The following is a 26,925-nucleotide window of genomic DNA, read 5'->3' as shown; positions in this document are numbered from 1 at the left end:
GACGAAATTGAAAAAATCTATCACTGTTAACACCCATGAAGCGTACTTCAATACTTTACAAGAAGCCGCGCCGTATGTTCGAAATCATAATGCCGCGCTATTTGTCATACATATTCCTATAGATTGTTGTCACGATACAGTCCTGGAATCAATTGTTAAAGAAATAAAGATAATCCATAGATTTGGCTCTCGTTTGTTAGTGGTGCATGGTTCAAGTTTTGACGCAGTAGCACATGTTCCAAAAAAAAATATTGAGCGTTATCAAAGGGAATCTCGCGATGTTCGTTATAGAATAGAGAAGTATTTGGGTGATGAGTACAGTGTGATAAACGGGACCGCCACCGTTTCATGTAAACCTGTCGGTGTTGTGGAAGGGATAGAGCATCGCTATCAAGGGACAATTCTAATCCGCAGTCCAGATCTTCTCAAACAATCAGCTAGAAAGTCAGTTTTACTTTACTCACCCATTGCTTCATATCAATCAAATCAATTGGTACTAAACTCCTATCAAGTAGCAGTTGATTTTGCTACAGCGTTATCTGCAAAAAAATTAATACTCTATTCTTCAAAACGATCATTGTTTTCAGCGCAACTATCTTCTCAGGTGACGGTTCATGAAATATCTTCCTGGTTGAAAGTAAGAATAAAAAATTATAAAAATCTTTCCAGTATTATTGAACAAGCGATTTATGGTAATGTTAAGCGCGTGCATCTGGTTAATGGTTTGCGATCCAATGGGCTTTTAACTGAACTTTACACTAAGTCAGGTAGTGGCGTGTTGATTAGGAAGGGTGCGCATCATTCAATTAGAAGAGCCACTAAACAAGATATTTCAAGTATTAAATGGTTGCTTATGAATCCAAATACTAAAAATTATTTTTTAAAAAGAACAGATGCGTACCTAGAAAAAAATTATAACCGTTTTCTAGTTGCCATAAGTGAGGGAGCCTTAGTCGGGACTTGTGAGATAATTTTGTTTCGCACTTCACATATGGCTGAACTTGGCGCGGTTTGTGTTCAACAAGAGTTCGCAAATAAAGGAATTGTGAAAATGCTTATTAATAGAGCTGAAAATGAATTGGTGGCACTAGGATATCATACAGTTTTTGTTCTCACCACTAAGGCTGAAGATTTTTTTACTCGACTTGGCTATCGTCGTACTGGTTTTGAATCACTCCCTCTAGTTCGTCAAAAAAAATATGACCGTAAAAGGAACTCAATAATACTGATTAAAAAATTTGAATAATTAGCGTTTTGACGCTAATTTTGATGTAGTAATTGATAGTCGGTAAGCAAGATTCTCGCAGAATACCTTGTAGTAATTAAGTTGTGCCTCAATAGGAAAATTGGTAATAATCTGAGTATCTATTTTAAGAATTAGAGATTCTCCGCGTGATTTTGCTGTGGCAGTTCTCTTTAAATTGGAGTTTTTAGCTAAGAAGGTCATCTCTCCAAACACTTCTCCGCTTTTTAAAGTGGCGATTAGTGTTTGATTTTTAATAATATCTACTTCCCCTGAAATAATAACATAAAGATCGTATGTTTCTTGCCCTTCTTGAAATAGTATATCGCCGTTATTTGAACGCACCATCGTGGAAGAATTAATAAATAATTCTATTTCATCTTGATTAAAATAACTAAAGAAAGCCAATCTACTTATTGCGTCATGTTGTTGGGATTTATTCAAACTAGATTTTTCAGTACTTCGGTAAAGTGCCAAGAGCTCACTACCAAATGTTTGGCAATTGGGAAAACGATCGGAAGGGTTTTTACTCATAGCTTTGCTTAAAATTAAACTCAACTCTTTAGGCAGATCTGGTCTTAGTGATTGAAGTTCGGGGGGTTCGCTTTTTAGAATTAATTTAAAAAGTTCTTTAATATTGCTGTTGTAAAAAGGTGGCTGTTTTGCTAAAACATAAAAAATAACTACTGCAAGAGAGAACTGATCAGTAGCTGGAGTTAATGCCTTGCCCTGAATTTGTTCAGGAGACATATATGTGGGTGAGCCGATAACTTGTTGATCTTCTGCTTCTTTTTGGATTTTATGTGCGATGCTAAAATCCATTATTTTTGGCTTCCCCTCTTTCGTTAACATGATATTGGAAGGTTTGATATCTCTATGTAATACTCTATTGGTGTGTGAATATTCCAATGCAATACAACAATCATAAGCAATTTTAATTACTCTTTGAGGGTTGTCACTCAATTCCTTGTTTTCACTTGAGCAGTATACTGACAATGTGTTACCTTCAACATACTCCATAACTATAAAATATATGTTATTTTCGACTCCTACATCGTATAAAGATACAATATTGGGGTGACTGAGGAATCCAGTAGTGCGCGCTTCTTTGAATAAATTTTGATGGGTTTGTATAGAACTTTCTTCGTTGGGACTTTCAGTTATTTTTTCAATTTTGATTGCCACCATTCTTCCAACATACGGATCATATCCTTTGTAGACGCTACCGTGTGTACCTGAACCAAGTAGTTCACGTACCATATATCTTCCTAGTCTTTTAGGAACTACTGCTTCAGTGGGGTTATTTTTTTCGCTCATAACTTTTAACTAGCTCTAGTATTTTAACCCTTAGCGGGTCAATATTTTTATTACTCATAATTATAATCGCTTTTTTCTTTTTTGAACCTTGAGCATTGACCGAGTTTAATAATGCTCCCAGTGTTTTTTTTGATACTACAGCAAGTGGTGTTTTAGAGAGTAATTTGGCTTTATATGGTTTGGTTAGGAGTTGTAATTTTTGTTCCCATGTGCCCATTTTCATGCTATTTGAACCCATTTCAATTACGATGCCAGTATCATCAGGTTTAAAAGAATTTTTGAGGTATTCGAGGCTAATTTTGATTGAGGTAGGGTGATGGGCAAAATCTTCGTAAACAACAATTGAGGGCGATTCGTAAATTTTTTGCATCCGTCTGGTGACTTGTTTAAATTCTTTAAGATATTTTTCAATGTCAGTTACGGAGACTCCAAGTTGTGTACAAATTGCATACGCAGAAAGTACATTTTCAGAGTTACATGAAATCTCTAGAGAAGGATACTCAGTCAGCGATAGTCTTGATATTACTTTATTTTTAAAAGTGATAATAATGTGGTGGTTGGATTTATAGGCATACCAATGTTGTTTAGATTGCAACCATACTAGATTTGACCAGCACCCTTTAGCTATTAACTGTTTTATGAACGGAACACTTCTAGCAAATATGTTTGTCTTGGCGCTCATAGTTCTAATGAGAAAATGAAATTGAGTCTGAATATCTTCTATTGACTCAAAAATATCAGCATGATCAAATTCTAGATTATTGATTAGCAGCGTTGTAGGTTTGTAGTGTATAAATTTAGATCGCTTATCAAAAAATGCACTATCATATTCATCAGCCTCAATGACAAAGTAATCAGTTCCAAGATGTGCGTGAGTGAGATTGTTGTTTAGGGGTATTCCACCAATTAAATAACCACAATCAATCTTACAAGATTGAAGTATAAAAGAAACTAGTGCGGTAGTTGTTGTTTTACCATGAGTTCCGGCAATAGCAATGACCTTTTTTCCATTTAATATATGCGAACCCATCCATTGAGGTCCTGAAGTATATGGGATTGAGCCGATCAACATATCTTCAATAACTTGCATACCTCTAGTCATTACATTACCAACGATAATCATGCTTGTTGACGGAGAGATATCTTTATATGCATGACCTTCAAAAAGCGTGAGATCGTAAGTTTTAGACAGGCCTTTTAATTGGCTATAAATTGGATCGTGATAGTGCGAATCACTTCCGGTTACTCTGTAGCCCTTTTTTAATGCGAGTTGCGCGATACCCGCCATGAAGGTTCCGCAGATACCCAAAATATGAATCGTTTCAGACTTGTTTGATAACATAAAATATAAAGTACTAATATATAAAGTACCATGACCCTGCAATCCATTATAATGCGTCAACCTGATGATTGGCACACTCATCTGCGAGAACAAGAGATGCTGAATTTCGCACTTCCCCATACAGCTTCTCAATTTTATCGAGCGTTACTCATGCCAAACCTAAAGAAACCGGTTACTACCGCAATTGCTGTTACTGAGTACCAATCCCAAGTTGATTCATTGTTGCTAAAAAATCCTCCGGGCAAGTTGTTTGAACCTCATTATGCTCTTTTTTTACAGGAAACTACCAGTGTTGAAGAAGTGTACCGGTGCACTAAACTTCCTAACGTTAGAGGATTTAAGTACTACCCAAGCAGGGCAACAACTAACTCAGATCATGGAGTGAAAGATTTGCTTGTCCTAGATAATATCCTTGCCGCTATCGCTGAGTCAAACTCTGTGCTATTGTTGCATGGTGAGGTTGTTTCTGCTTATGTGGATCCATTTGATCGTGAAAAGCTATTTATACAACAAATACTTCCTGTTATCATGAGACGCCATCCTACCCTAAAAATTGTTATGGAACATATAACCACTAGAACCTCTGTTGATTTTATCCTGTCGCAAAAGGGCAGAGTACATGCAACTATCACACCGCACCATCTCTTGTTGGATCGTAGAGCGATTTTTAATAATGGCATACACCCTCATTTTTATTGTTTGCCCTTACTTCAACGCAACGAAGATAAAAACGCCCTGATTATGGCCGCAACCTCTGGATTGCCATGGTTTTTTGCTGGCACAGATTCCGCCCCACATGCGATTAGTGCCAAAGAAACAAGCTGTGGATGTGCTGGTATATTTAATACTCCTGTAGCACTTAGTATTTATGCAGATATTTTTGAAAGAGTTGGAAAATTGTACGCCTTAGAAGATTTTTTAAGCAAACATGGTGCGCTTTTTTATGAGCTCCCAATGAATAAAACTATGATTGAGCTTCAAAAAAAACCTTGGAATGTACCAAGTGTTTATGAGTTTGGAGTGGAGAAGGTGGTGCCGCTTTGTTCAGGAGAAGTGGCTAGTTGGCAATTGGTAGCCTAACTATTCGTTAGCTAGCAGCGTCTTGATTTTTAATTATATCTGCTAATTCGCCTGAATTATATAAATCAACCAATATGTCACATCCGCCTATCAATTCTCCTCTGGCGTAGATTTGAGGAAAAGTTGGCCATGCTGCAAAATCTGGAAGAAATTTAAAAATAGCTAAATCTTCAAGCACATTAACAGCATAATACTGTGCTCCAACTTCGCCAAGAACTTTAGATGCTTTAGCAGAAAATCCACATTGTGGAAATTGTGGGGTGCCTTTCATAAAAATTACTATTTCGTTTTTTGAAACGATTTCTTTAATTCGATTTAATGTCTCATTTTTGTCTAGTACCATTATTGACAAACCTCGCATTCTTGATCATTAGCTCCAGCTCCAAACGCACAACTGGTTTTATTTTCAAATTCTGTAATTTTATCTGCTGAAGTAACTCTATTCAAAGTATTTTTTCTACTAGAATCTAAAGTTGTTTTTTCAATATGAGTTGCCCCAATGGTTCGCAAGTAATATGTTGTCTTTAGTCCTCGTATCCATGCTAATTGATACATTAGGTCTAGTGTTTTGGCGTCAGTATCTGCATAGTACAGATTAAGAGACTGAGCTTGGTCTATCCATTTTTGTCTTCGTGAAGCACATTCAATTAACCAACGCTGATCAATCTCAAATGCAGTTTTATAAAGTTTTTTAATTTCATTTGGAATGCGATCAATTTTTTGCAAACTACCATCGTAATATTTCAAATCATTAATCATCACGTCGTCCCAGATATTGTGCTTTTTTAAGTCTGTGACAAGGTACGGATTGATTAAGGTGAATTCACCAGATAAATTAGATTTGACATACAGATTTTGGTATGTAGGCTCGATAGATGCGGATACTCCACAAATGTTTGCAATGGTCGCGGTTGGGGCGATCGCCATTATATTTGAGTTCCTAACCCCGTATTGGGTAACATTCTTCCTTAACGTATCCCAATCTTTTGTTGAGTTATAGTTTACTTTTAAAAAACCATCCCTCTCTTTATCGAGGAGTCGCAATGAGTCAATTGGAAGTATACCTTTGCTCCACAATGATCCCTGATATGTTTGATACGGACCCCGTTCTTTGGCAAGACTCATAGAAGCTTCTATAGCAAAGTAGCTAATTGTTTCCATAGATTGATCAGATATTTCAATTGCTTTATCGCTATCATAAGGAACTCGTAAGTGATACAGCAAGTCTGTGAACCCCATTAACCCAAGACCGATTGGTCTATGCTTTAGATTTGAAAATTTTGCTTTTTCGACACTGTAATAATTGTATTCAATTACATTATCGAGCATTCTAACCGCTATAGAGACGGTCTCTTTGAGCGCTACCTCATCTAAACCTTCAGGTGTCATATGCTCTTTAAGATTTATCGAACCTAGATTACAGACCGCAATTTCTTCTTTGTTTGTGTTGAGTGTGATTTCTGTACATAGATTTGATGAGTGGACCACTCCAACATGTCGCTGGGGTGATCTGATATTACATGGATCTTTAAATGTAATCCAGGGGTGTCCCGTTTCATATAACATAGTGAGCATTTTTCTCCATAAAGTCAATGCAGGTAATTTTTTGTACAATAGGATCTCACCTCGTTCGACCATTTGCTCATATTGCATATAGCGTTTTTCAAAATCTTTGCCATAAATGTCATGTAAATCAGGTGTCTCATGAGGTGAGAATAGCGTCCATTCTCCCTTTTCATGCACTCGCTTCATAAAAAGATCTGGAATCCAATTAGCTGTATTCATATCGTGCGTTCTTCTACGATCATCACCTGTATTTTTTCTTAACTCCAAAAAATCTTCTATATCTAAATGCCATGTTTCAAGATATGCACAAACCGCACCTTTTCTTTTGCCACCTTGATTCACTGCAATGGCAGTATCGTTCGCTACTTTTAAAAACGGAACAACACCTTGTGAATTTCCGTTAGTGCCTTTTATATGCGATCCCATGCTCCGCACAGAGGTCCAGTCGTTACCTAACCCGCCAGCATATTTTGAAAGAAGGGCATTTTCTTTAATAGCTTCGTAGATACCACTTAAATCATCAGGTACTGTTGTTAGGTAGCAACTTGAAAGTTGCGGTCTAAGTGTGCCGGAATTGAATAGGGTTGGAGTGCTTGACATAAAACGAAAGCTAGAAAGCGTCTTATAGAACAAAATGGCATATTGCTCGCGCTCTGATTTTTTCTCATATAGTGCCAAACCCATAGCAACTCGCATAAAAAACGCTTGTGGTAATTCTATTCGATTGGTGCCATGATGAATAAAGTAGCGATCATAAAGTGTTTGTAAACTCAGGTAGCTAAATTTAGAATCATTTTGTTCAATTAACACTTTGGCAAGTGTAGCGCAATCATATTCGGCAAGCTCATGGCTGAGTAAGTCTTTCGAAATGGCATAAGCGATGTATTTTTCGAAGTACCCTTGGTAGCTATTTTGCATTGGTTCAAAAATACTTGCTGGCACAGGCATTGAGAGAGTTTTGTAAGCTTCAATTTTGCAGAGCTTAAGGAGCAGGCGAGAAGCAACATAAGAATAATTTGGTTCTTTTTCGATAAGAGATTTTGCACTCATAATTGCCGACTTAATTACATCTAGCTCAGGAACTAAATCATAAAGATTTTTTACTGTTTCACTATACAACATTCCAGTATCCACATCGTCCAAATTGTTTGCGGCATTCTTAATCATTGCAAGTAATAATTCGGTCGGTAGTGCGACGGTATGTCCATCAGATAATGTTACATTTATTACTGGTTTAGTCTGATTATCAACGCTTGATTTTCTAAGTTTACTTCTATCTTCTCGATAAAGGACATATCTTCTGGCAACTTTGTGTTCGCCTTGTCGCATTAAGGCAAGCTCAACTTGATCTTGGATATCCTCTATGTGAAATGTCCCACCATCGGGTAGGCGTTTGAATAAATTATTTGTTACTTGCAAGCTTAATTGTGCAACTAGCTCATGAATTCTTTCCGAACTTGCTGCCATTCCTCCTTCTTCTGCTAAGAAAGCCTTTGTCATAGCAGTTTCCACTTTGGAAATTTCAAATTCAGTTAGCCTGCCATTTCTTCTGATTACTCTGTATTTTCCCGGTGCAGTTAAAGAAATACCACCTAAGTTTTCTCTTTGTAAATCTTTAGTTGTATTAGGGTTTGAGTGGTTTATTTCAAGGTTATCAATATCGGTGAATTTAGCCATGGAATTGTATGCATACAATTATACCATTTTTAACACTTTTTATTGCCCAATTATTTTTAATAATTTTGCATTAAAATCAATTATGTCGGATATCATGGCAAAAACAATTTTTGATAAGATTTGGGACGAACATGTGTTACCTTCCAACAATTCTAACATCCAATTATTATATGTTGATAGAGTTATATTACATGAGAGGACAGGTGGTATTGCGCTACAAGGTGTCGAAGATCGAGCATTGCAGGTTAGAAGACCTGAATCAGTTTATGCAATTATTGATCATGCAATTGATACCTTTGCAAATCGTACAGATTTTGGTTTAGTTCCTCATAGTGAAATTGCTATACAGGTAACAAGGTCTTTAGCAAATAAATTTAAAATAAATTTGTACGATATCAATGACGAAAATCAAGGAATTTCACATGTGGTAGTTGCGGAGAGAGGGATTGCAATTCCTGGTTCAGTTATTGTGTGCCCCGATAGTCATACAGGTACCTTAGGGGCGTTAGGTTGTCTAGGGATTGGAATTGGAACTAGTCAGGCAGAGCAAGCACTAATCACCAGAACTATTTCAGTAACTCGACCCAAGAATATAAAGATTGAAATAAATGGCACACTGAGCAAATATGCGACCGCAAAAGATATCGTTTTAGCTATTTTACAAAAATATGGCACATCAGTTGGTCATGGCGCGATAATTGAATATTGTGGTTCATTGATAAAAAGTATACCTTTGGAAGGTAGAATGACTATTTGTAACATGTCAGTTGAGCTCGGGGCGTTTAGTGGGATTATTTCCCCCGATCAAATAACTACTGAATATTTCTTTAGCACGCCAATCGGAGCTACTTTGGAATCAAGCCAATTACATACATATATACATTCGCTTTCAACAGACAGTGATGCTATCTTTGAGAATAATCATGCAATGACTTTACAGAATCTTTTACCACGAATTTCGTACGGCATTTCCCCCGACCAAAATATAAGTATTGACCAACCCTTACCAGCCGAATCAAGCGTTGACCCTGAAGTTATAGGATATATGGGACTTTCAGGCGTTTCATATCTCCAACAATTAACAATCCAAGGTGCTTTTATAGGCTCATGTACCAATAGTAGATTTAGTGACTTAGAATTAGTTGCCTCATTTCTGAAAGGTAAAAAAATAAATAAAAATATGAAAGCTTTAATTGTCCCAGGTTCTAGTCGTGTCAAAAAAATGGCTGAAGCAAAGGGGTTTGACAAAATTTTTTTAGAGGCTGGGTTTGAGTGGAGAGAGTCAGGGTGCTCACTTTGTTTTTTTGCTGGTGGTGAGTCGTTTCCGAAAGGATCTAGGGTGCTAAGCTCAACAAATAGAAATTTTAAAAACAGACAAGGAGCCCAAGTCAAAACACATCTTGCCAGCCCTTTAATTGTAGCGCTTGGGGCGGTGATAGGAAGGATACCTTCTTTAGAAGACTTACGACTTATTACTTAAATTCAGACTCACCTAAATAAATTTTTTTAACTATGGGGTGCGAAGTAATTTCTGTTTCATTACCTTCAACAAGTATAGATCCTTCATAAAGAAAATAAACTCTTTTACAGATACTTAATAATTCACGATAATTATGATCCGTGATAAGAACTCCAATACCTTTACTTGATAGTTGTGCAATTAGATATTGTGTTTCTATTACAGAAATAGGATCAATTCCAGCGAACGGTTCATCGAGAAGAATATATTTTGGATTGGTGCAAAGTAAGCGAGCTATCTCTACTCGTCTTCGCTCGCCTCCAGAAAGATTTGTGCCTCGGGTTTTTGCAAGATGGGTTAAATGCATTTGCTCGAGAAAAGTCCCAATAATTTTAGTAATTTCATTTTCATCAGTAACACCTATTAATTCTATTGCCACTCTTAAATTATCTTCTACAGATAAAGATTGAAATATACTTGCTTCTTGTGGAAGATATGCCAAGCCTGATAATGCTCTTTGCGCTAGATTCATTGCGGTTATATCTGTATCATCAAGTCTGATAACTCCATTTTCGGTTTTTTCAATACCTGCGATTAGGTAAAAACAAGTAGTTTTTCCGGCTCCATTTGGTCCGAGTAAGCCTACAATCTCTCCAGGATGCAGGCTTATCGAGACATTGTTCACTAATACTTTATCTTTAATAGACTTTCTTATTTCAAAAATATCTAATGATTTATTCATTGGCTTTTATGACCACTTTTACTTGTTTATCTTGCACTTGTACTGCTTCGATCGTTCTATTTACACTGTTGTAGGTGATTTTTTGAGCTTGAATGGAGTTTTCTCCGTCGCTAAATTTTACATTACCTGTAATGATAAATTTACCCTTAATAAAATATTCTGCCTTATCTCCTGAAATTGTTAATTTTTGTTTTTTATCTTTTGAAAGTTGGATGATGGTTAAGTTGGTGAACCGCATCAAATCTTCCCTTGTTTTTTTAATGAATTCAAGTTCTGATGAATTTATTATGAAATTAGAGGCAGTTAAGACTACATTTCCGCGATAGTGCATTTTTTCTTGACTTGCAAGAATGGTTAGATACTTTGATTCAATGGTGTAGATATTTGCTGCAAGTAAATTAAAATTAAATAATCCTATGACAAATAGTATGATTATATTATTAATACTCATTGCTAGTTTTTACCTGTTGTGCGTCAATTTTAAAATGATCGGTATCCTGAAAATCAATTTGTAATTTATTTGCATCAATAGTAATATCTGAAATTGTAATAGTACTAGGTTTGCGACTATATCCTTTTTTTTCATTTATGTCTAAAATGAAATCTTCGGTTAAAATTGAAAATTGTATTTTGGTATTTTTAGTTGCAGTAAGCACGGTGTTATTTCTGGTGGAGAATTTATCATGTTCAAAAATTACATAATCAGAGTGAATGTCAATAAATTGCTTAACGTCAATATTTGCTAATAACAAATGAGCTTCTCGTAGTTCGAATTCTGGTAGATTTTTATCTAAATATTCATTTTCGATTAGATAGGTAGTTGTCCCCCATAAAAAACTACCATAGAGCGCCAAAATAAAAAATAAGTATTTAAATACCATGTAAAATAAAATCGCAAAGCTCTCGCACTGCCCCATTTCCAGCATCAAATGCACTAACCCACTTCGCTTGTTCTAAGATTTTTTGATGGGCGTTGCGAGGGGCTGCGCCAAGTCCTACACTAGTTATAAGTGGAAGGTCAGGTATATCGTCGCCCATGTAACATACATCTCTAAAATCTACCCCATACAATGAGGTAATTTTCTGCATTTCTAATACTTTATCAGAAGCGTGTTGAATACAGTGTTTAACACCTAATTCATTTGCACGATACTCAAGTATCGGTGATTTTCTCGCAGAAATAAAAACTACTATTTTGCCATTTTGAATAAGGTTGACAATACCAAAACCATCCTTAACATCAAATGATTTGAATTGCTCTCCATCTTTGCCGAGATTGATTTTTCCATCAGTAAGCGTTCCGTCACAATCTAATCCTATTATTTTTATAAGATTAGGTTTGTACATTCCGCTATTCATCAGATAATCCTGCGTCGATTATGTCATAGATGCTAAGAACACCTATTCCGTGACGCTCCGAATTAACAACAAGTACTTGTATTTTTGAAATGCGCATAATTTGAAGCGCATTTGAGGCGAGTTCAGAGGCATTGATACTTTTAAATTTTTTACTCATGACATTTGAAATTTGTGTGGTCTGAAGATTGGTAGTATTATGAATTAAACGACGTAAATCGCCGTCAGTAAATATACCCTCAACTTCTTGGTTGTGAGTAATTAGTGTGCACCCTAGCCTTTTATTTGACATTTCAAGTGCCGCGTCTATAATAAAAACTGATGGTGAAACTGAAGGTACATCTTTACCAAAATGTGCGAGGCTTTCTACAGTAGTTAAAAGTTTTTTCCCCAATGTACCTGCTGGGTGTGTTCTGGCGAAGTCTTCTGATGTCATTCCTTTCATTTCAAATAATATTAGTGCGATCGCATCACCGAGCGCCAACATTGCGGTGGTACTTGCGGTAGGAGCTAGATTGTGTTGACAAGCTTCTCTGTTAATAGGAATATGAATACACATCGTTGCGATTTGAGCTAATCTTGAATTTGAATTAGAGGTCATTGCAATACTAACTATACCAAGCGTGTTTGCCACAGAAAGTGTCGTGATGATTTCTTGAGTTTCTCCTGAATGTGAAACTGCAACAATTATATCTTGTTTAGATATCATGCCAATATCTCCATGGATTGCTTCACTAGCGTGAATAAAAAATGACGGTGCGCCAGTGCTAGACAATGTGGCGGCAATTTTTTTTGCAATAATTCCTGATTTACCTAATCCAAGTAAAATAATCTTACCTTTACAAGAAAAAAGTTCCTTACAGACAGAGATAAACGACTGATCTAAAGAAGCTTGAACTCCTTGAATAGCTTCTGATTCTATAGTAAGTATCTCACTTGCTCTTTTTATTATTTGACTTTCAAGTAGCATGTTTATTGTTCCAGTAGTTCGTATAAGTCATCCTGAGAATTTATTTTAATACCAGCTGCACTAATTAATTCATTTATTTTCGTATTTCTATTTCTTGACCAAACGGACTTAAAGAAAGAATAACTATCCTCTCCTATTCCTGAAGAATAAATAAAATCAATAGCATCTGAGTTTGTGCGTCTCGTGTCAACTATATCTATAAATGTTAAAGCTGACTTAGTGGCAAAAGCTGCGTTACTGTAACTAAGTGGACTTAAGAAAAAAAAATCAAATAAATATCCCAGTGCATCTCGTTCAGTAGTTGGTCCTAGAATTGGAACAATTAAAAAATTAGTTTTGCGATACCCCCAAAGCGCAAGAGTTTGACCAAAGTCTTGCGGTTGGGATTTTAAATCAATTGAACTTGCCACGTCAAATATTCCAAACAATCCAAAGATTGTATTAACTACAAATCTAGCAAGTTGTTCAGTCGCAACTATAAATTTTCCTTGTAGAAAATTATTAAATCCATATTTAATTTGAGCAAGGTTCGTAAAAAAGTTATTCACAGTAGTATGTACACTCGAATCAAAAGTTTTTGAGTAAAATTCACTTGAAGGTTTCCAGACACTTTCATCGGTGTTAACAAATTGCTCGTATAATTGCTGGTTCTTATTGAAATAAGGATCTTTAATTTCAGATTGTTGGATGGAGCACCCGCTGGTAAGTAGTGTGCATAGTATTAAAAAGAAAAACAAATTTGACATATAATAAATATTATTAATTGCTATAGCATAGTACACTCTCTTATTTTATGATAAATAATTTAAACGAAACCAAAACATATATTACATTTTCTCAAGTGTCATTTAAGCGTGCCAACCGATATATATTTGAGAATTTATCGCTATCTGTTCCTAAAGGTAAAATAGTTGGAATTCTTGGAAGTAGTGGATGTGGCAAAACAACACTTTTAAAGTTAATGAGTGGTCAATTATCCCCTGATCAAGGTACAGTTCTTTATGGAAATAAAAATATTCATAAGATTTCATCTGCAAATTTGTTTGAGATTAGAAAAAAAATTGGAATGTTATTTCAAAGTGGCGCGTTGCTTAATGATTTAAGTGTCTTTGAAAATGTCGCATTTCCCCTTAGGGAACATACTAAGTTACCTGAACCTGTTATTGTTGCGCAAGTTCTGTTAAAACTGCAATCAGTCGGACTACGTGGAGCGGCTACATTATTTCCATCTGAATTATCTGGAGGTATGACACGGAGGGTGGCCCTTGCCCGTGCGATTGTTATGGATCCTGAATTATTACTATATGATGAACCGTTTGCAGGACAAGATCCAATTAGCATGGGTGTTTTACTTAAATTAATATCTGAATTAAATTCATTGCTTGGGTTAACTTCAGTTATTGTATCTCACGATGTAACTGAGTTGTTAAGTATTGCTGATTATATATATGCGATTTCAGACGCAACAATCATTGCGTCAGGCACCCCTTCCGATTTTCAAACGACGAGTAATCCTTGGGTTAGGCAATTTGTGCATAGTTCAGCTGAAGGCGCGGTTCAATTTGATTATCATGCAAAGTTATTCAAAGAACAATTCCATGAAATTATTTAACACAATCATTACTACCATTGGCACAAGAGTATTATTGCTTGTTCCAATATTGGTAAGTGTAGTAACAATTCCACGTAGATACAAATTACTTGTAAAACAGCTGTATGTTATCGGAGTACTTTCTGCAATCATCATCATAGTATCAGGATTATTTGTTGGAATGGTTTTGGCATTACAGGGATACAATACGCTAGTTAAATTTAATTCAAAAGAGGCAGTAGGTGTCTTGGTGTTACTATCCCTGACAAGAGAGATAGGTCCAGTAATATCCGCGCTACTGTTTGCTGGAAGATCTGGCTCTGCGATTACAGCAGAAGTAGCGCTTATGAAAGCTACCGAACAAATTAGTAGTATTGAAATAATTGGGGTAAATCCCAATGAAATTGTTTATGGTCCAAGATTTTTTGCCTCTATAATCTCGCTCCCATTGTTAACTTCGTTGTTTATTACAGCAGGGTTGTGGGGTGGCTATTTTGTAAGTTGTGTTATACTAAATCTAGATTCTGGGGTATTTTGGACGACTGTTAAAAATGGTTTTGATTTTCAAGGAGATTTTATGAATGGAATTATCAAGTCATTTATTTTCGCAATTGCATGTGCTTGGATTGCGTTAGCTCAAGGGATTGATTCTGATCCCACACCAGAAGGTATGAGTAAGTCCACTACTAATACGGTTGTGTATTCATCCTTAAGTATCCTAGGGTTAAACTATTTACTATCTTCAATCATGTTTTCTAATTCTACGCTATGAACTCAATTCCTAAATACGTAATTTATTGGGTTGCAATCTTTTTTATAGCTTCTTTAGCGAGCATTATGTTTTTTGCAGTCTCAATTAGTGATGGATCTGGGGTGAAAAAAGAGCCGTTTTATATAGTTTCCGCTTACTTTTCAAACATTGGGACTTTGCACGCAAGATCTCCGGTAACATCTAGTGGCGTGTTAGTTGGAAGAGTCGCTTCCATCGCTTTTGATAATAAAAACTACTCTGCTTTAGTTACTTTACATCTATTTAAAAAATATTCATTTCCTGAAGATTCCTCGCTAGCTATTTTTACTTCAGGCTTGTTAGGCGAACAATATATAAATATTGAGCCTGGAGCAAGTGAAGGGATGCTCAAAGAAGGCTCTGAGATCCAATACACTCAATCTGCTGTCGTGCTAGAGAAGTTGATTGGGCAATTTTTAGTATCGAAGTCAGAAAAATGAGACCATTATTTGTAGCTTTAGCTTTACTTTGTGTAACATTTTCTTATGCTCTAGAAGTTGAAGAACATCAAACAGTTTTAACCGTTAAGCAAGTTGTAAATCAAACGATTGAATTACTTAAAAACGAGACTGATATAGAAAAGAGAAGGCAAATAATTAAACAAAAAGTTTATCCGATTATTGTGCCTATGATTGATTTTGATCAGTTCTCAAAATTAGTGCTATCAAGAAACATCAAAACAATTAACTCCGATCAGTTCAAAGAATTTACAGGCCTACTTAAGCAACTTTTGTTGCAAGTGTACGGAAATGCATTTTTAAAATTCTCGAATCAGATAATTCAATTTCAGCCATATCTAACCACAAACCAAGAAAATCGCTCCACTGTCACCATCAAAATTATCCAGCCCACAGGGTCTAGTTCTACTACAGTTGATTTTTTGTTCTTAAAAAAGGAAAGTGGTTGGTTGGTATATGATATGAAAGTTGAACAGTTAAGTTTAGTCGCCTCATATCGTGATGTGGTAAATGATGAAATTCAACGCTCTGGCATTAACGGAATACTTCTCAATTTTAGAAAAAAAATTGAGAATGATAAATCAAAATGACCACTATAGAATTACCAATTCGCGTTGATCAAGTAGAGATTTCAGCTTTATATCAAAAGTACAGCAATCTAAATGAAGATTTATTGTTAGATTTTAGTAAAGTACAGTTTGCAAATTCAAGTTTACTTGCATTTTTAGTTGTATTGGAATTGGAAAAAAAAGCAAACAAAATTTCATATAAATCAGTACCTCCGTTTATTAACTCTTTAATTCAAGCACATCGAGTACAGGATTTATTTTCAAATAGCTTTATTAATGGCTAACGCAATTCGTATTCGAGGAGGTCGCCCCCTTTCTGGTACTATTGCTATTGCTGGTGCGAAAAATGCAGCACTTCCTATTCTCGCCGCAAGTCTTTTATGCGATCAACCAGTCCGGCTAGATAATATACCAGACTCAGACGACATTAAAAAATTCTTTCAATTGCTAAGGCTCCTCAGCGTTGATATTGAGTGCAATTCCCACTCGGCTACTTTATATCCTACTATAAGCAAGCATGTTGAACTTCCAGTTGAGTTAACTTCAACAATGAGAGCTTCGATACTTTTACTAGCCCCACTACTTGCTATACATGGTAAGGCAGAGTTAGGTTTACCTGGCGGATGCGCTATAGGCATTAGGCCTATCGATCAACATATTAAAGGGTTAAAGCAATTAGGTGTTGAATTTGAAATCTACCCTGAGAAGTTGATCGCTACAACAACTAAACTTAGAGGCACTGAAATAACCTTTGATGTAGTAACGGTAACTGGTACGGAAAATTTAATAATGGCAGCTGTTTTAGCACAGGGTAAAACTACACTTAGAAATGTCGCAATAGAACCTGAAGTAATTGATCTAATAGATTTTCTAAACGAACAAGGCGCGAAAATAACTTTAAATACTGATCGATCTATATCAATTGAAGGTGTTCAAAGATTAGGTGCAGATACGACGCATTTTATAATTCCAGATAGGATCGAATGTGGCACTTTTTTAGTTGCTGGTGCGATTACTTTAGGAGAGCTGACTCTGACTTCGTCGCCAGTTAAGCATTTGGGTGCTGTGATCGATCATCTAAGAAATATGAATGTTTTGATAAATAGTGAATCAAATACACATCTCCATGTTTCTGCCCAGAAACCGCTTACCGCGCATAGTTTTTCCACAAAACCTTATCCTTACTTACCAACTGACATGCAAGCACAGTTTATGGTGCTAAACTGCATCGCAATGGGGGATTCTACAATACAGGAGACTATTTTTGAGAACAGATTTTTACATGTTGAGAGTTTAAATAAAATGGGTGCGAATATTGTTTTATCTGGAAACACGGCATATATTACAGGTAATACGATATTACATGGGATTGAATTACGAGCGACAGATTTAAGAGCTTCAGCTGGGCTTGTGCTTGCTGGCTTAGTCGCGTCTGGAGAAACAATCATTAAAGATATTTACCATCTTGACCGTGGATATGAGAGAATAGTAGATAAACTTAAGGCAGTCGGTGCTCAAATTGAAAGAATTACTGTATGAAAAACAAACCAATAACCATTGCAATTGCAAAAGGCAGAACTTTTAATGATAATCAGCGATATTTAATTCAACTTGGTTTTACAAACAATCAATTTGAAATTTCAGATAGATCATTAATATTCAAGCACCCAAATAAATTATTAACATTAGTGAAAGTTAGATCAATTGATGTAACAACCCTAGTGCATATAGGGGTAGCAGATCTTGGAGTAGTTGGTAAAGATATATTGCTTGAAAATGAATGTAGTGGAATTATTGAACTCAGCGATCTTGGTAATAGTAAATGTAAAATGGTGTACGCCAAGCCTAAACATAGCATCTTTACAAATTATTCTTCATTGCTTATAGCAACAAAATATCCCAATATTACTAAAAATTATTTTCTCGCTAAAAAAATAAATGTTGATACAGTAATATTGCATGGAGCTCTTGAAATGGCGCCTTCAATCGGATTAGCGGATGCAATTGTAGATCTTAGTAATACTGGGGATTCATTAAAAGCACATAATTTAGTAATTGAAGATGAGCTTTTTCTTTCAAGCGCAAGGTTGATTGCTAACCGTGCTGCCTATATTACAAAAAGAAATGAACTCGAGCAAATAAAAAATATTTTTAACCTTAGGTAACTGCTATGATACAAACAAGTGATTTACGAATAAAATCAATCAACGCCGATTTAGTTACTCCAAAAGAATTAATTAAAACTTACCCGCTCACACAAAGCTTGTGTGATTTTGTGTCATCCGCCAGAGAAACTACAGTACAAATTATTTCCAGAAAAGATCCTAGGTTTGTTGTGATCGTTGGCCCATGCTCGATACATGATACCGAACTTGCTTTAGCGTACGCGAAGAAAATCAAACAAATATCATCGGAATACAAGGATACTTTGCACATTATCATGCGAGTGTATTTTGAAAAACCTAGAACTACCGTAGGTTGGAAAGGACTAATAAACGATCCAGACCTCAATCAAAGTTATAACATAGACAAAGGCTTACGAATGGCTCGTTCCTTATTAGTTGAAATTAACAAAGAGGAAGTACCATGTGGCACTGAGTATTTAGATTTAATCACACCACAGTACTTTAATGACCTCATTACTTGGGGCGCTATCGGCGCAAGAACTACAGAAAGCCAGTGTCATAGACAATTAGCTTCTGGGCTATCCACCCCAGTAGGTTTTAAGAATGGAACAGATGGCAATATTCAGATAGCGGTCGACGCAATGGTTTCATCAGGTGAGTCACATACTTTTTTATCTGTCACTGACGAAGGTAAGTTAGCTAGCTTTTCAACAACAGGAAATAAGTCTACCCATATTATTTTAAGGGGGGGCAAACAACCAAACTTTGACGAGCAATCTATACATCAGGCCTGTCAGTTGCTTAGTAAGCATAATCTTTACCCAAATGTTATGGTTGATTGTAGTCATGCCAATAGTAATAAAAATTATAAAAATCAATCGATAGTTCTTGAATCCATTTGTGCTCATATTGAGCAAGGTGGTAATAGTATCTTTGGGGCCATGATAGAAAGTAATATAAATGAAGGCAATCAGAAGTTAACTGATTCTAAAAACCTTACTTACGGTGTGAGTATTACTGATGCATGTATTAGTTGGGAAAGTACACTTGAGTTATTAAGTAAGTTAGATAAAGCTGTGCGTAAAAGAAATTCATGAAAGTTAGAATCCTATCTACCTCACAAGTAAATTTCAAAAATTATTTTAATCAGCAAATTATTTTACCCTCTAGAAAAGATTCAATAACCGTAAGCCGTGTTGTATTCAACCAAATACAACAAATTAAAAATCACGGTGATTTTGCGTTATTAAAACAAGTGACAACCTTTGATAATTGGAAGCCAAAAAAATGCAGCCAACTTATGGTTTCAAAAAAAGAGATGGATAGTGCATACAATAAGCTATCACCTTTACTTAAACGATCATTAGTTGTTGCGTTTCAGCGTATAAATGCGTTTGCAAAAAAACAAAAATTACAACCATACACACTTCAAGAAAGTAAAGCTTCCTATTGTTCTCAGAGAATTATGCCGATTGAGAGAGTTGGCATTTATGTACCAGGTGGCACAGCTTCCTATCCTTCTACACTGTTGATGAATGCAATTCCAGCAAGAAATGCTGGGGTAAAAAAAATAGTCGCTGTGAGCCCAGCGATAAATGGTGTTATTTCTCCTTTAGTGCTTGCCACCGCCTCGATGTGCGGTATTGATGAGATGTATAAAATTGGTGGCGCTTCAGCTATAGCTGCATTAGCGTATGGGACAAAAACAATTAACCCTGTTGATAAAATTACTGGCCCAGGAAATAAATATGTTACAGAAGCTAAACGGCAAGTATTTGGCGTTGTAGGTATTGATATGCTCGCGGGCCCAACCGAAATTGTGATCTTATTTGACGCAAAATCTAACCCAAAAATTGTAGCGCTAGACCTACTTGCTCAAGCTGAACATGATATTTCGGCGAGAGCAATTGGTATAACAACTAGTATGGACCAGGCTCGTCAAGTACAAAAACATTTGCTTGAGATTTCTCAACATTTAAGCAGAAATAAAATAATCCAAGAATCATTTATACGTGGAAGTGTGTTGATTGTTTCTAGAAGTATTAATGAAAGTTTAAAGCTATCCAATTTGATCGCCCCAGAACATCTACATTTAAATTTATTAAAAGCAAATACATACATTCGTTTTATAACTAACGCTGGGGCAATATTTATAGGCAGTTCAAGTGCAGAGTCTTTTGGAGATTATTGTGCTGGCCCTAACCATGTGTTACCTACAAATAGAAGCGCAAGATTTAGTTCTCCGTTAGGAACCTACGACTTTCAAAAGAGACAAAATGTTGTACATTTATCAGCTCGCGCAGCAAAAGAACTTTCAATTACTGCTAGTACTATTGCATTTGCTGAAGGTCTCGAGGCTCATGCGCTTAGTTCTAAAATCAGGGGATAAATTATGTTAAAATGGATATTATTTTGGTAGACAGCTTTGGAAAATTTACAAACTAGAAGAAAGTTTTTACTTGGTACCGTTGCGACAATGGGATCGGTTGCGGTTGTGGGCGTTGCAGTTCCATTCATATCGTATCTAAAACCAAGCGCTAAGGCATATGTAGGCGCAGCTCCAGTAGAGGTAGATATTACAGGATTAGAAATGGGTCGTATGATGCGTAAATTATGGAAGGGCAGACCGATATTCATTGTGCACAGATCAAAAGAAATGCTTGAGCAACTCAGCGCCCATGAAGATTTGCTCGCAGATTCTGGTTCTAAAAATTCTACCCAGCCAGATAAAGCAGAATTTAAATCTAAATATAGATCATTGGTACCTGAGTTTATAGTTTTATTAGGAGTATGCACTCATCTAGGTTGTGCGCCATTGTATCGACCTGAAATTGCCCCAGCAGATTTGGGTACTGATTGGTATGGGGGTTTTTATTGTCCTTGCCATGGATCAAAATTTGATCTATCAGGTAGAGTGTATAAAGGTGTGCCGGCGCAAATTAATTTGGAAATTCCAGAGTATTCAATACAATCCAATAAGTTAATCATAGGTAAAAGTGCATGAAAAAATTTTCTGAATGGGTTGAAAAGAGACTACCCTTAGCTAGTATTGCAAAGAGCCAGCTTGTCGATTATTTTGCTCCAAAAAATTTTAATTTCTGGTATTTTTTTGGTTCTCTTGCATTACTAGTACTAGTAATGCAAATAATTACAGGTATTTATTTGACCATGTATTACAAATCAAGCGCAGCTGACGCTTTTGCTTCAGTGGAATATATCATGAGAGATGTGAGTTGGGGATGGTTAATGCGATATATGCATGCCGTTGGAGCCTCATCATTTTTTATTGTAATTTATTTACATATGTTTAGAGCTTTTTTATATGGATCCTATAAAGAACCTAGGGAATTACTATGGGTAATTGGAATGTTTTTGTATTTATTGTTAATGGCAGAAGCTTTTATGGGATATTTATTACCATGGGGGCAAATGTCTTATTGGGGCGCCCAGGTAATAACTGAATTATTTGGCGCAATCCCTTTTGTGGGATCTACGCTAACTGAATATCTAAGAGGTGATTTCGTTGTATCAGAGAGCACTTTAAGTAGATTTTTTGCGTTGCATGTGATTGCCTTACCTATGGCAATTTTAGGAGTCGTTTTTCTTCATCTAATGTCTTTGAGGACGGTGGGTTCAAACAATCCTGAAGGCATAGAAATTAAAAAACATTTAGGTAGCGATGGTAAACCGCTTGATGGCATTCCTTTTTATCCCTACTATGTTATTAAAGATATTTTCGGAGTCGCAGTATTTTTAACAATATTTTTCATAGTGGTATTTTATGCACCAGAACTTGGCGGATTGTTTTTAGAACACGATAATTTTATAGCTGCAAATACTGTCGTCACTCCTACACATATCAAACCAGTTTGGTACTTTACTCCTTTTTATTCAATTTTAAGAGCGGTACCTGATAAATTATTTGGTGTAATAGCAATGGGATCTGCTGTAGCTATTTTGTTTTTTGTACCTTGGTTAGATCGTTGCCCAACTAAATCAATTCGTTATCGAAGCATGTTCTATAAAATATTACTAGGCATGTTTATTGTTAGTTTTATCGTGCTCGGATATTTGGGTCTACAGCCGGTAACTCCACAGTTCACTTTCATTGCTAGAATCTGCACTATCATTTATTTTAGTTTTTTTGTCGTATTGTTTTTTACTTCAAAAAATGAAAAGTGCAAGCCTGTACCGACTAGGATTATGAAATGAAGTTTTATAATCCGTTAATCTTAATTGCTATTGTAGGGTTGATAGCAAACTCATTTAGTGTTGCTGGTGCTAGTCAGGATGGTGTTACGCTACTAACAGCCCCCATAAATACTAGTGACAAAGCATCGCTTCAGAGAGGAGCTCGAGCTTTTATGGATTATTGCTCAGGTTGCCACTCACTAAAATATGCCACCTATAATCAATTTGGTAATATTCTTGGCATGGGAGTTGACTCTTCTGAAATAATTAAAAAATACTTAATTTATCCTTTAGATAGTTTTGGTGAAAAAATAAAATATGGAGAAAAAGTAAGTGCTGGCCTTGAGGAAAATTATGCAATACAAGTTTATTTAACAAAAGTACCAGACCTCTCATTAATAACAAGAGTTAGAAACAAAGACTGGTTATATTCATATTTAACAGGTTTTTATAGGGATACCACCAAACAAACTGGTTTCAATAATGTTATTTTTAAGGATGTCGCAATGCCTAATCCTTTTTGGGAAATTCAAGGTATCCAATATCTTGAAGATAGTGAAACAAAAAACGCTAATTTAATTGTTCATAAAGAAGGTTTGTTGAGTAAAACAGAGTTCCATGCTTTCGTTTTAGACATAGTAAATTTTTTAACAGTACTTTCTGATCCATCTAAATCTGAAAGAGAGCGTATTGGGATTTGGGTAGTGATGTTTTTAGTATTGCTTTCGATAGTTACCTACTTCTTACATCTTTCATATTGGAAGGAAGTGGAAAATAAAAGAAATTAACCTTTGGTAGCTTGAAAATAATATGGAACTGTATACTTTACCCAATGATCCAGATAGTCTTAGAGCTAGATTAGTTGTATATGAAAAGGAAATTCCATGTAGGATTATAGAGGTGGATCTAGATAGCCCTCAGAAAAATTCTGACATAGACCTATCCCATTTTTCTGGTGTGCTTACGCTCCGAGAAAAAAATTTCGGCACTTTTGTTTTTAATGATAGCGATCTCATGCTTGAGTATCTAGATGAGCGGTTCCCTTGTCCGCAGCTTATGCCCAACGATCCGTTAGATAAAGCACGCTGTAGATTTTTATTAAAGTACTTTAGAAATAAATGGTTTCCATTGTATGCTAGACTTGAAAATTGTGAAAAGGAGAGTAAGAGTTTATTCCAAAAGGAGATACAACTTTTTTCTCAGTGGGTAACGGGCTCCAATTGGTTATTTGGTAAGGAGTTAAGCTTAGCTGATTGTTCGGCTTTTCCCTATTTAATTAAGTTGCGATCGTGGAATATATCTGTCACACCAAGAACACCATTAGATAGGTATATAAATAAATTTTTAACTCATGCTACTATATTGGCACATTTTAATCATGAAATCGAATTGATGAAAAACTCTCCTATCAAGAGTAGAAAATCAAAAAGATAATATCATTTGCTATAACAATAATCCATGTATTCGCACAATAGATGAATGCAAGTTAAATGCATTTCTTGAACTCGTGCGGTGTTATTAATAGCAATTCTTAATTCGATGTCTGTTTCAGAAAGTGTTTTAGCGATTTTTCCGCCATCAAATCCTGTAAAAGCAATAGTATTTACCCCCTTATTTTTTGCAGTATTAACTGCTTCAATAATGTTACTTGAGTTGCCGCTTGTGGTAAAAACTATCAGCGTGTCTTGAGCTTGGAGCAATCCTTGTAGTTGCCTTGAGAATATTTCTAAATAATTTCTATCATTAGCGATAGATGTTATTACTTGGGCATCAGATGTGATTGCCATGGCGGCAAGCGCTACCCGATCATGCTTGTATTTATTAAGAAGTTCAGAAGCTAGATGTTGCGCATCACCAGATGATCCACCGTTTCCGCAAGCTATAATTTTTCCACCATTGTGCCAAGTTTGAATACAACGCTGAGCAATTTTAATTAGATTTGTTATTTGTCCAGCTATAATACCCCTGCATTTTTCTTGGTCAATTAGAGCGGATTTTAATAAATTTGTAAAAATTTCTTCTTTGACTAAATGATATTTGGAATCCATGTGATAGTGGGGTTATGTAATGTACCTGTGATGCATATTATATCAATTCGCAGGTTAAAATTTTTATAAGCTGAGTTTTCTTTCGCGTAAGTTACAAGACAGTTAAGAATCCTTTTAACTTTACTTTTTGTTATTGTTTCAATTGGGCTAATAAAAGTTGCATTGCTACGATAACGAACCTCAAATGCGATTAATACTCCTTCAAATTTACCAATCACATCTATTTCTCCAAAAGGATAGTGAGTGTTATGAGCTACTATTTCCACCCCTTGATTACATAAATATCTCATCGCAATCTCTTCCGCAATTCTTCCCTTGATATAAGATGATTGCGGTGAGCGTATAAAGTTATTCATTTTTTGGCTTAATTAAAAGTTTTCGTTGTTTGTAATAGTAGTTTAATTTTTTTTGTAGTTGAAAAGAGATTTGATTTTGATTTAATGAAATGATCGACTGTGTATCAATGAGCGAAACTGTTCCATTTCTCTTGAATCGCCCACTTCTAGGATCAAAAATATATGTACCCAGTAAGGTTGGTAGTTTTGAGAGGTCATGATTAGATTTAATTATATTTGATAATAACGTTATACTATCAAAACCAAGAGCAAAGAAAAATGGATTAAGCTTTTTAATTTCTAGTTCTTTGAAGTTTAGTTTTTTTAAATTTGTTGAATAATCATTGAGCCAAGTTGAACCCATTATTAACGATCCCTTATAATTAATAATTGATTTAATATTCCATTTATCTAGAATTGTAATTGGTATGAATATTGGAACTTGATCAATGTAATAGTAATTAAGAAAACTTTTAATTGTTGCGATATTTTTATTTGAGCCTAAAATAGTAATACTTTTTATATCCTGCCTTCTGCGTTGTTGAAACGTTACTTTATTTTCGATCGTTTCTACTAATTGCAACATTCTCGCTTGACTTAAATCAGAGTGAAGCAGATAGCTTACTAATTCGTTAAAATTAGCCGAGCTCTCGTCATAATACCAAAATTCAAATATATCATATTCAGGAAGATTAAAATCATTATTTGAAATAGTTTCTGGTAAGATCACAATATGTTTACCTAAATATGGTGTAAGTAAATTTACTAACATATCAATGTCATCTTTTGGAGAAATACTTAAATACGATATATTTGGTAATGTAGTTTTTATATCAGTTTCGATGCGCTCAATGTAATTAAGTGCAATCCCTACCGAGTGTTTATCGTTTAATACTTGAGTCGCTTTAATCACTTCGTTTTTTAATACAGGACCGATAAAATACTTAATATTTTTACGCTGCAGTGAATCAAAAAAATCACTCCACTCCTGGAGCGTGATTAATTGAGAAGTGTCATGCGGCTCAAAAGTAAATGTATTGTTACTTGTATTAGCGCTCTTTAATCCTTTAAAAAAGCTCTCAGTGATTTCATAGCTAAGTGAGTTATGATTGAGTAAAATAGCAACAGGAGTCTTGTCTGTGGCTGTTCCATAATTTGGAAATATTGTCCAAAACAAGGTTACAAAAAAAAGTATATGAGTGTAAATAAAAATATATTGCATCACCAGTTCTATTTTATATCAACACCAATTGGAAATATAGATGACATGACATATAGATCTGTTTCGATAATGTCAATATTAGATAGAATTTATGCAGAAGACACAAGAATTGCAAAAAAATTGTTTCTTCATTATGGAATCAAGGTACCGCTATACAGCTTGCATGAAGGTAATGAAAAACAAAGAATACCAGAAATAATTTCTTTACTCTCTGAAGGAAACCATATAGGTTTGGTAAGCGACGCTGGAACACCGTTACTCAATGATCCTGGCTACCCATTACTAAAAGCATTTATAAATCATTCGATTTCTTTTACTGTTTTACCGGGCTCTTGCTCTCCAATTTGCGCTTTAGTTTTATCGGGATTACCCCTAAATAGATTTGAGTACCATGGTTTTGTTTCAGATAATAGTTCAGAACTAAAAGACCATCTAATCTACTGCCTTGCCTTGCAACACACATCAGTTTTATTGTTACAAAAGCGTATGGTAACTAAAGTAATTGAATTGATTAATCATTTTGAGCCATCTAGAGAGCTTGCGTTAGTAAAAGAGCTTACCAAAATACATGAACAGGTATTTCGTGGAAGCGCAAGTGCTCTTGAAACTATGATTAAAAATGGAGCAATAAATTTAAACGGTGAGTTCATACTCATTTGTAGCCCAAATCAAATCACTGATAAATTCAATCCAAGCTCAGATCAATTGCTATTCGCTAGAAGTCTAATAAAAGTAGTAAGCCCTTCAAAAGCTGCGACGCTACTTACAAAACATTTTGGCGGAAGTAAAAAAGAATGGTATTCATTATGTGTAACGCAACAATGGTAAAATATCGTTAAATAA

Annotated in this window: 30 protein-coding genes; 17 read left to right on the top strand and 13 right to left on the bottom strand. The window is 35.4% G+C overall.

Annotated elements, in window-relative coordinates:
- Window positions 1-7: 7 nt before the first annotated feature.
- Window positions 8-1,246, top strand: coding sequence for a GNAT family N-acetyltransferase (locus QM538_02210; protein MDI9347297.1), 1,239 nt, complete (start codon window positions 8-10; stop codon window positions 1,244-1,246).
- Here QM538_02210 and QM538_02205 read toward each other — a convergent pair whose 3' ends face one another.
- Complete coding sequence (locus QM538_02205) at window positions 1,247-2,560, bottom strand: serine/threonine-protein kinase (protein ID MDI9347296.1); 1,314 nt, start codon at window positions 2,558-2,560, stop codon at window positions 1,247-1,249.
- Entirely contained in the window at window positions 2,544-3,902 is a 1,359-nt protein-coding gene (locus QM538_02200; protein MDI9347295.1) for a Mur ligase family protein, read from the bottom strand. Before QM538_02200 ends, QM538_02205 begins: the two co-directional genes overlap by 17 nt.
- Before the next feature lie 30 nt (window positions 3,903-3,932).
- Between QM538_02200 and pyrC the strand changes: the two genes are divergently transcribed.
- Window positions 3,933-4,982 carry a dihydroorotase gene (gene pyrC, locus QM538_02195; GenBank protein MDI9347294.1) on the top strand — a complete coding sequence of 350 codons (1,050 nt, stop codon included), beginning with the start codon at window positions 3,933-3,935 and terminating at the stop codon, window positions 4,980-4,982.
- A gap of 7 nt (window positions 4,983-4,989) precedes the next feature.
- On the opposite strand, the gene grxD is transcribed toward pyrC, so the two are convergent.
- Window positions 4,990-5,325, bottom strand: coding sequence for a Grx4 family monothiol glutaredoxin (gene grxD, locus QM538_02190; protein ID MDI9347293.1), 336 nt, complete (start codon window positions 5,323-5,325; stop codon window positions 4,990-4,992).
- Window positions 5,325-8,225 (bottom strand): ribonucleoside-diphosphate reductase subunit alpha, encoded by a 2,901-nt coding sequence (locus QM538_02185; GenBank protein MDI9347292.1) that lies wholly within the window; start codon window positions 8,223-8,225, stop codon window positions 5,325-5,327. The genes grxD and QM538_02185 overlap by 1 nt, the downstream gene beginning before the upstream one ends.
- Window positions 8,226-8,319: 94 nt before the next feature.
- On the opposite strand from QM538_02185, the gene QM538_02180 reads away from it, so the two are divergent.
- Window positions 8,320-9,705: an aconitase family protein gene (locus tag QM538_02180; GenBank protein ID MDI9347291.1), complete on the top strand. Its 1,386-nt coding sequence runs from the start codon at window positions 8,320-8,322 to the stop codon at window positions 9,703-9,705.
- Here QM538_02180 and lptB read toward each other — a convergent pair.
- From lptB to QM538_02150, 6 genes are read right to left on the bottom strand one after another with little or no spacing between them, the layout of a single operon-like run.
- Complete coding sequence (gene lptB / locus QM538_02175) at window positions 9,698-10,426, bottom strand: LPS export ABC transporter ATP-binding protein (protein MDI9347290.1); 729 nt, start codon at window positions 10,424-10,426, stop codon at window positions 9,698-9,700. The two genes, QM538_02180 and lptB, sit on opposite strands and share 8 nt — an antisense overlap.
- Window positions 10,419-10,877: an LptA/OstA family protein gene (locus QM538_02170; GenBank protein MDI9347289.1), complete on the bottom strand. Its 459-nt coding sequence runs from the start codon at window positions 10,875-10,877 to the stop codon at window positions 10,419-10,421. Before QM538_02170 ends, lptB begins: the two co-directional genes overlap by 8 nt.
- A complete protein-coding gene (locus QM538_02165; GenBank protein ID MDI9347288.1) occupies window positions 10,867-11,307 on the bottom strand; it encodes a hypothetical protein in 441 nt (146 codons plus the stop codon). The genes QM538_02170 and QM538_02165 overlap by 11 nt, the downstream gene beginning before the upstream one ends.
- On the bottom strand, window positions 11,297-11,773 hold the full coding sequence (locus tag QM538_02160; protein ID MDI9347287.1) for an HAD hydrolase family protein: 477 nt from the start codon (window positions 11,771-11,773) through the stop codon (window positions 11,297-11,299). The genes QM538_02165 and QM538_02160 overlap by 11 nt, the downstream gene beginning before the upstream one ends.
- A 4-nt stretch (window positions 11,774-11,777) precedes the next feature.
- On the bottom strand, window positions 11,778-12,752 hold the full coding sequence (locus tag QM538_02155) for a KpsF/GutQ family sugar-phosphate isomerase (protein ID MDI9347286.1): 975 nt from the start codon (window positions 12,750-12,752) through the stop codon (window positions 11,778-11,780).
- Window positions 12,753-12,754: 2 nt separating this feature from the next.
- Window positions 12,755-13,498, bottom strand: a complete 744-nt coding sequence (locus tag QM538_02150; protein MDI9347285.1) for a VacJ family lipoprotein — start codon at window positions 13,496-13,498, stop codon at window positions 12,755-12,757.
- Window positions 13,499-13,545: 47 nt separating this feature from the next.
- Between QM538_02150 and QM538_02145 the strand changes: the two genes are divergently transcribed.
- From QM538_02145 to QM538_02085, 13 genes are read left to right on the top strand one after another with little or no spacing between them, the layout of a single operon-like run.
- Window positions 13,546-14,364 carry an ABC transporter ATP-binding protein gene (locus QM538_02145; protein ID MDI9347284.1) on the top strand — a complete coding sequence of 273 codons (819 nt, stop codon included), beginning with the start codon at window positions 13,546-13,548 and terminating at the stop codon, window positions 14,362-14,364.
- Complete coding sequence (gene mlaE, locus QM538_02140) at window positions 14,351-15,115, top strand: lipid asymmetry maintenance ABC transporter permease subunit MlaE (protein MDI9347283.1); 765 nt, start codon at window positions 14,351-14,353, stop codon at window positions 15,113-15,115. Before QM538_02145 ends, mlaE begins: the two co-directional genes overlap by 14 nt.
- Window positions 15,112-15,573: an outer membrane lipid asymmetry maintenance protein MlaD gene (gene mlaD, locus QM538_02135; GenBank protein MDI9347282.1), complete on the top strand. Its 462-nt coding sequence runs from the start codon at window positions 15,112-15,114 to the stop codon at window positions 15,571-15,573. The genes mlaE and mlaD overlap by 4 nt, the downstream gene beginning before the upstream one ends.
- Window positions 15,570-16,181, top strand: coding sequence for an ABC transporter substrate-binding protein (locus QM538_02130; protein MDI9347281.1), 612 nt, complete (start codon window positions 15,570-15,572; stop codon window positions 16,179-16,181). The genes mlaD and QM538_02130 overlap by 4 nt, the downstream gene beginning before the upstream one ends.
- On the top strand, window positions 16,178-16,444 hold the full coding sequence (locus tag QM538_02125) for a hypothetical protein (GenBank protein ID MDI9347280.1): 267 nt from the start codon (window positions 16,178-16,180) through the stop codon (window positions 16,442-16,444). Before QM538_02130 ends, QM538_02125 begins: the two co-directional genes overlap by 4 nt.
- Window positions 16,437-17,699 carry a UDP-N-acetylglucosamine 1-carboxyvinyltransferase gene (murA, locus tag QM538_02120; protein ID MDI9347279.1) on the top strand — a complete coding sequence of 421 codons (1,263 nt, stop codon included), beginning with the start codon at window positions 16,437-16,439 and terminating at the stop codon, window positions 17,697-17,699. The genes QM538_02125 and murA overlap by 8 nt, the downstream gene beginning before the upstream one ends.
- On the top strand, window positions 17,696-18,325 hold the full coding sequence (gene hisG, locus QM538_02115) for an ATP phosphoribosyltransferase (GenBank protein MDI9347278.1): 630 nt from the start codon (window positions 17,696-17,698) through the stop codon (window positions 18,323-18,325). Before murA ends, hisG begins: the two co-directional genes overlap by 4 nt.
- 5 nt (window positions 18,326-18,330) lie before the next feature.
- Window positions 18,331-19,383 carry a 3-deoxy-7-phosphoheptulonate synthase gene (locus QM538_02110; GenBank protein ID MDI9347277.1) on the top strand — a complete coding sequence of 351 codons (1,053 nt, stop codon included), beginning with the start codon at window positions 18,331-18,333 and terminating at the stop codon, window positions 19,381-19,383.
- Window positions 19,380-20,675: a histidinol dehydrogenase gene (gene hisD / locus QM538_02105; protein ID MDI9347276.1), complete on the top strand. Its 1,296-nt coding sequence runs from the start codon at window positions 19,380-19,382 to the stop codon at window positions 20,673-20,675. The genes QM538_02110 and hisD overlap by 4 nt, the downstream gene beginning before the upstream one ends.
- A gap of 36 nt (window positions 20,676-20,711) precedes the next feature.
- On the top strand, window positions 20,712-21,290 hold the full coding sequence (gene petA, locus QM538_02100; protein ID MDI9347275.1) for a ubiquinol-cytochrome c reductase iron-sulfur subunit: 579 nt from the start codon (window positions 20,712-20,714) through the stop codon (window positions 21,288-21,290).
- Complete coding sequence (locus QM538_02095) at window positions 21,287-22,498, top strand: cytochrome b N-terminal domain-containing protein (GenBank protein MDI9347274.1); 1,212 nt, start codon at window positions 21,287-21,289, stop codon at window positions 22,496-22,498. The genes petA and QM538_02095 overlap by 4 nt, the downstream gene beginning before the upstream one ends.
- Window positions 22,495-23,265 carry a cytochrome c1 gene (locus QM538_02090; GenBank protein ID MDI9347273.1) on the top strand — a complete coding sequence of 257 codons (771 nt, stop codon included), beginning with the start codon at window positions 22,495-22,497 and terminating at the stop codon, window positions 23,263-23,265. Before QM538_02095 ends, QM538_02090 begins: the two co-directional genes overlap by 4 nt.
- 22 nt (window positions 23,266-23,287) lie before the next feature.
- Window positions 23,288-23,911 (top strand): glutathione S-transferase family protein, encoded by a 624-nt coding sequence (locus tag QM538_02085; protein ID MDI9347272.1) that lies wholly within the window; start codon window positions 23,288-23,290, stop codon window positions 23,909-23,911.
- 2 nt (window positions 23,912-23,913) lie between these two features.
- On the opposite strand, the gene QM538_02080 is transcribed toward QM538_02085, so the two are convergent.
- Genes QM538_02080 through QM538_02070 form a run of 3 tightly spaced genes read right to left on the bottom strand, consistent with a single transcriptional unit; the run spans window position 23,914 to window position 26,082 of the window.
- Window positions 23,914-24,525 carry an SIS domain-containing protein gene (locus tag QM538_02080; GenBank protein ID MDI9347271.1) on the bottom strand — a complete coding sequence of 204 codons (612 nt, stop codon included), beginning with the start codon at window positions 24,523-24,525 and terminating at the stop codon, window positions 23,914-23,916.
- Window positions 24,504-24,881 (bottom strand): YraN family protein, encoded by a 378-nt coding sequence (locus QM538_02075; GenBank protein ID MDI9347270.1) that lies wholly within the window; start codon window positions 24,879-24,881, stop codon window positions 24,504-24,506. The genes QM538_02080 and QM538_02075 overlap by 22 nt, the downstream gene beginning before the upstream one ends.
- Entirely contained in the window at window positions 24,874-26,082 is a 1,209-nt protein-coding gene (locus QM538_02070) for a hypothetical protein (GenBank protein ID MDI9347269.1), read from the bottom strand. Before QM538_02070 ends, QM538_02075 begins: the two co-directional genes overlap by 8 nt.
- Here QM538_02070 and rsmI point away from each other — a divergent pair.
- Window positions 26,056-26,910, top strand: a complete 855-nt coding sequence (gene rsmI, locus QM538_02065; protein MDI9347268.1) for a 16S rRNA (cytidine(1402)-2'-O)-methyltransferase — start codon at window positions 26,056-26,058, stop codon at window positions 26,908-26,910. The two genes, QM538_02070 and rsmI, sit on opposite strands and share 27 nt — an antisense overlap.
- The last annotated feature ends 15 nt before the right edge of the window (window positions 26,911-26,925 follow it).

The organism is Candidatus Methylacidiphilales bacterium (assembly GCA_030054035.1).
Classification (GTDB): Bacteria; Pseudomonadota; Gammaproteobacteria; order JASGCS01; family JASGCS01; genus JASGCS01.
This window is presented reverse-complemented; position numbering and strand designations above follow the sequence as displayed.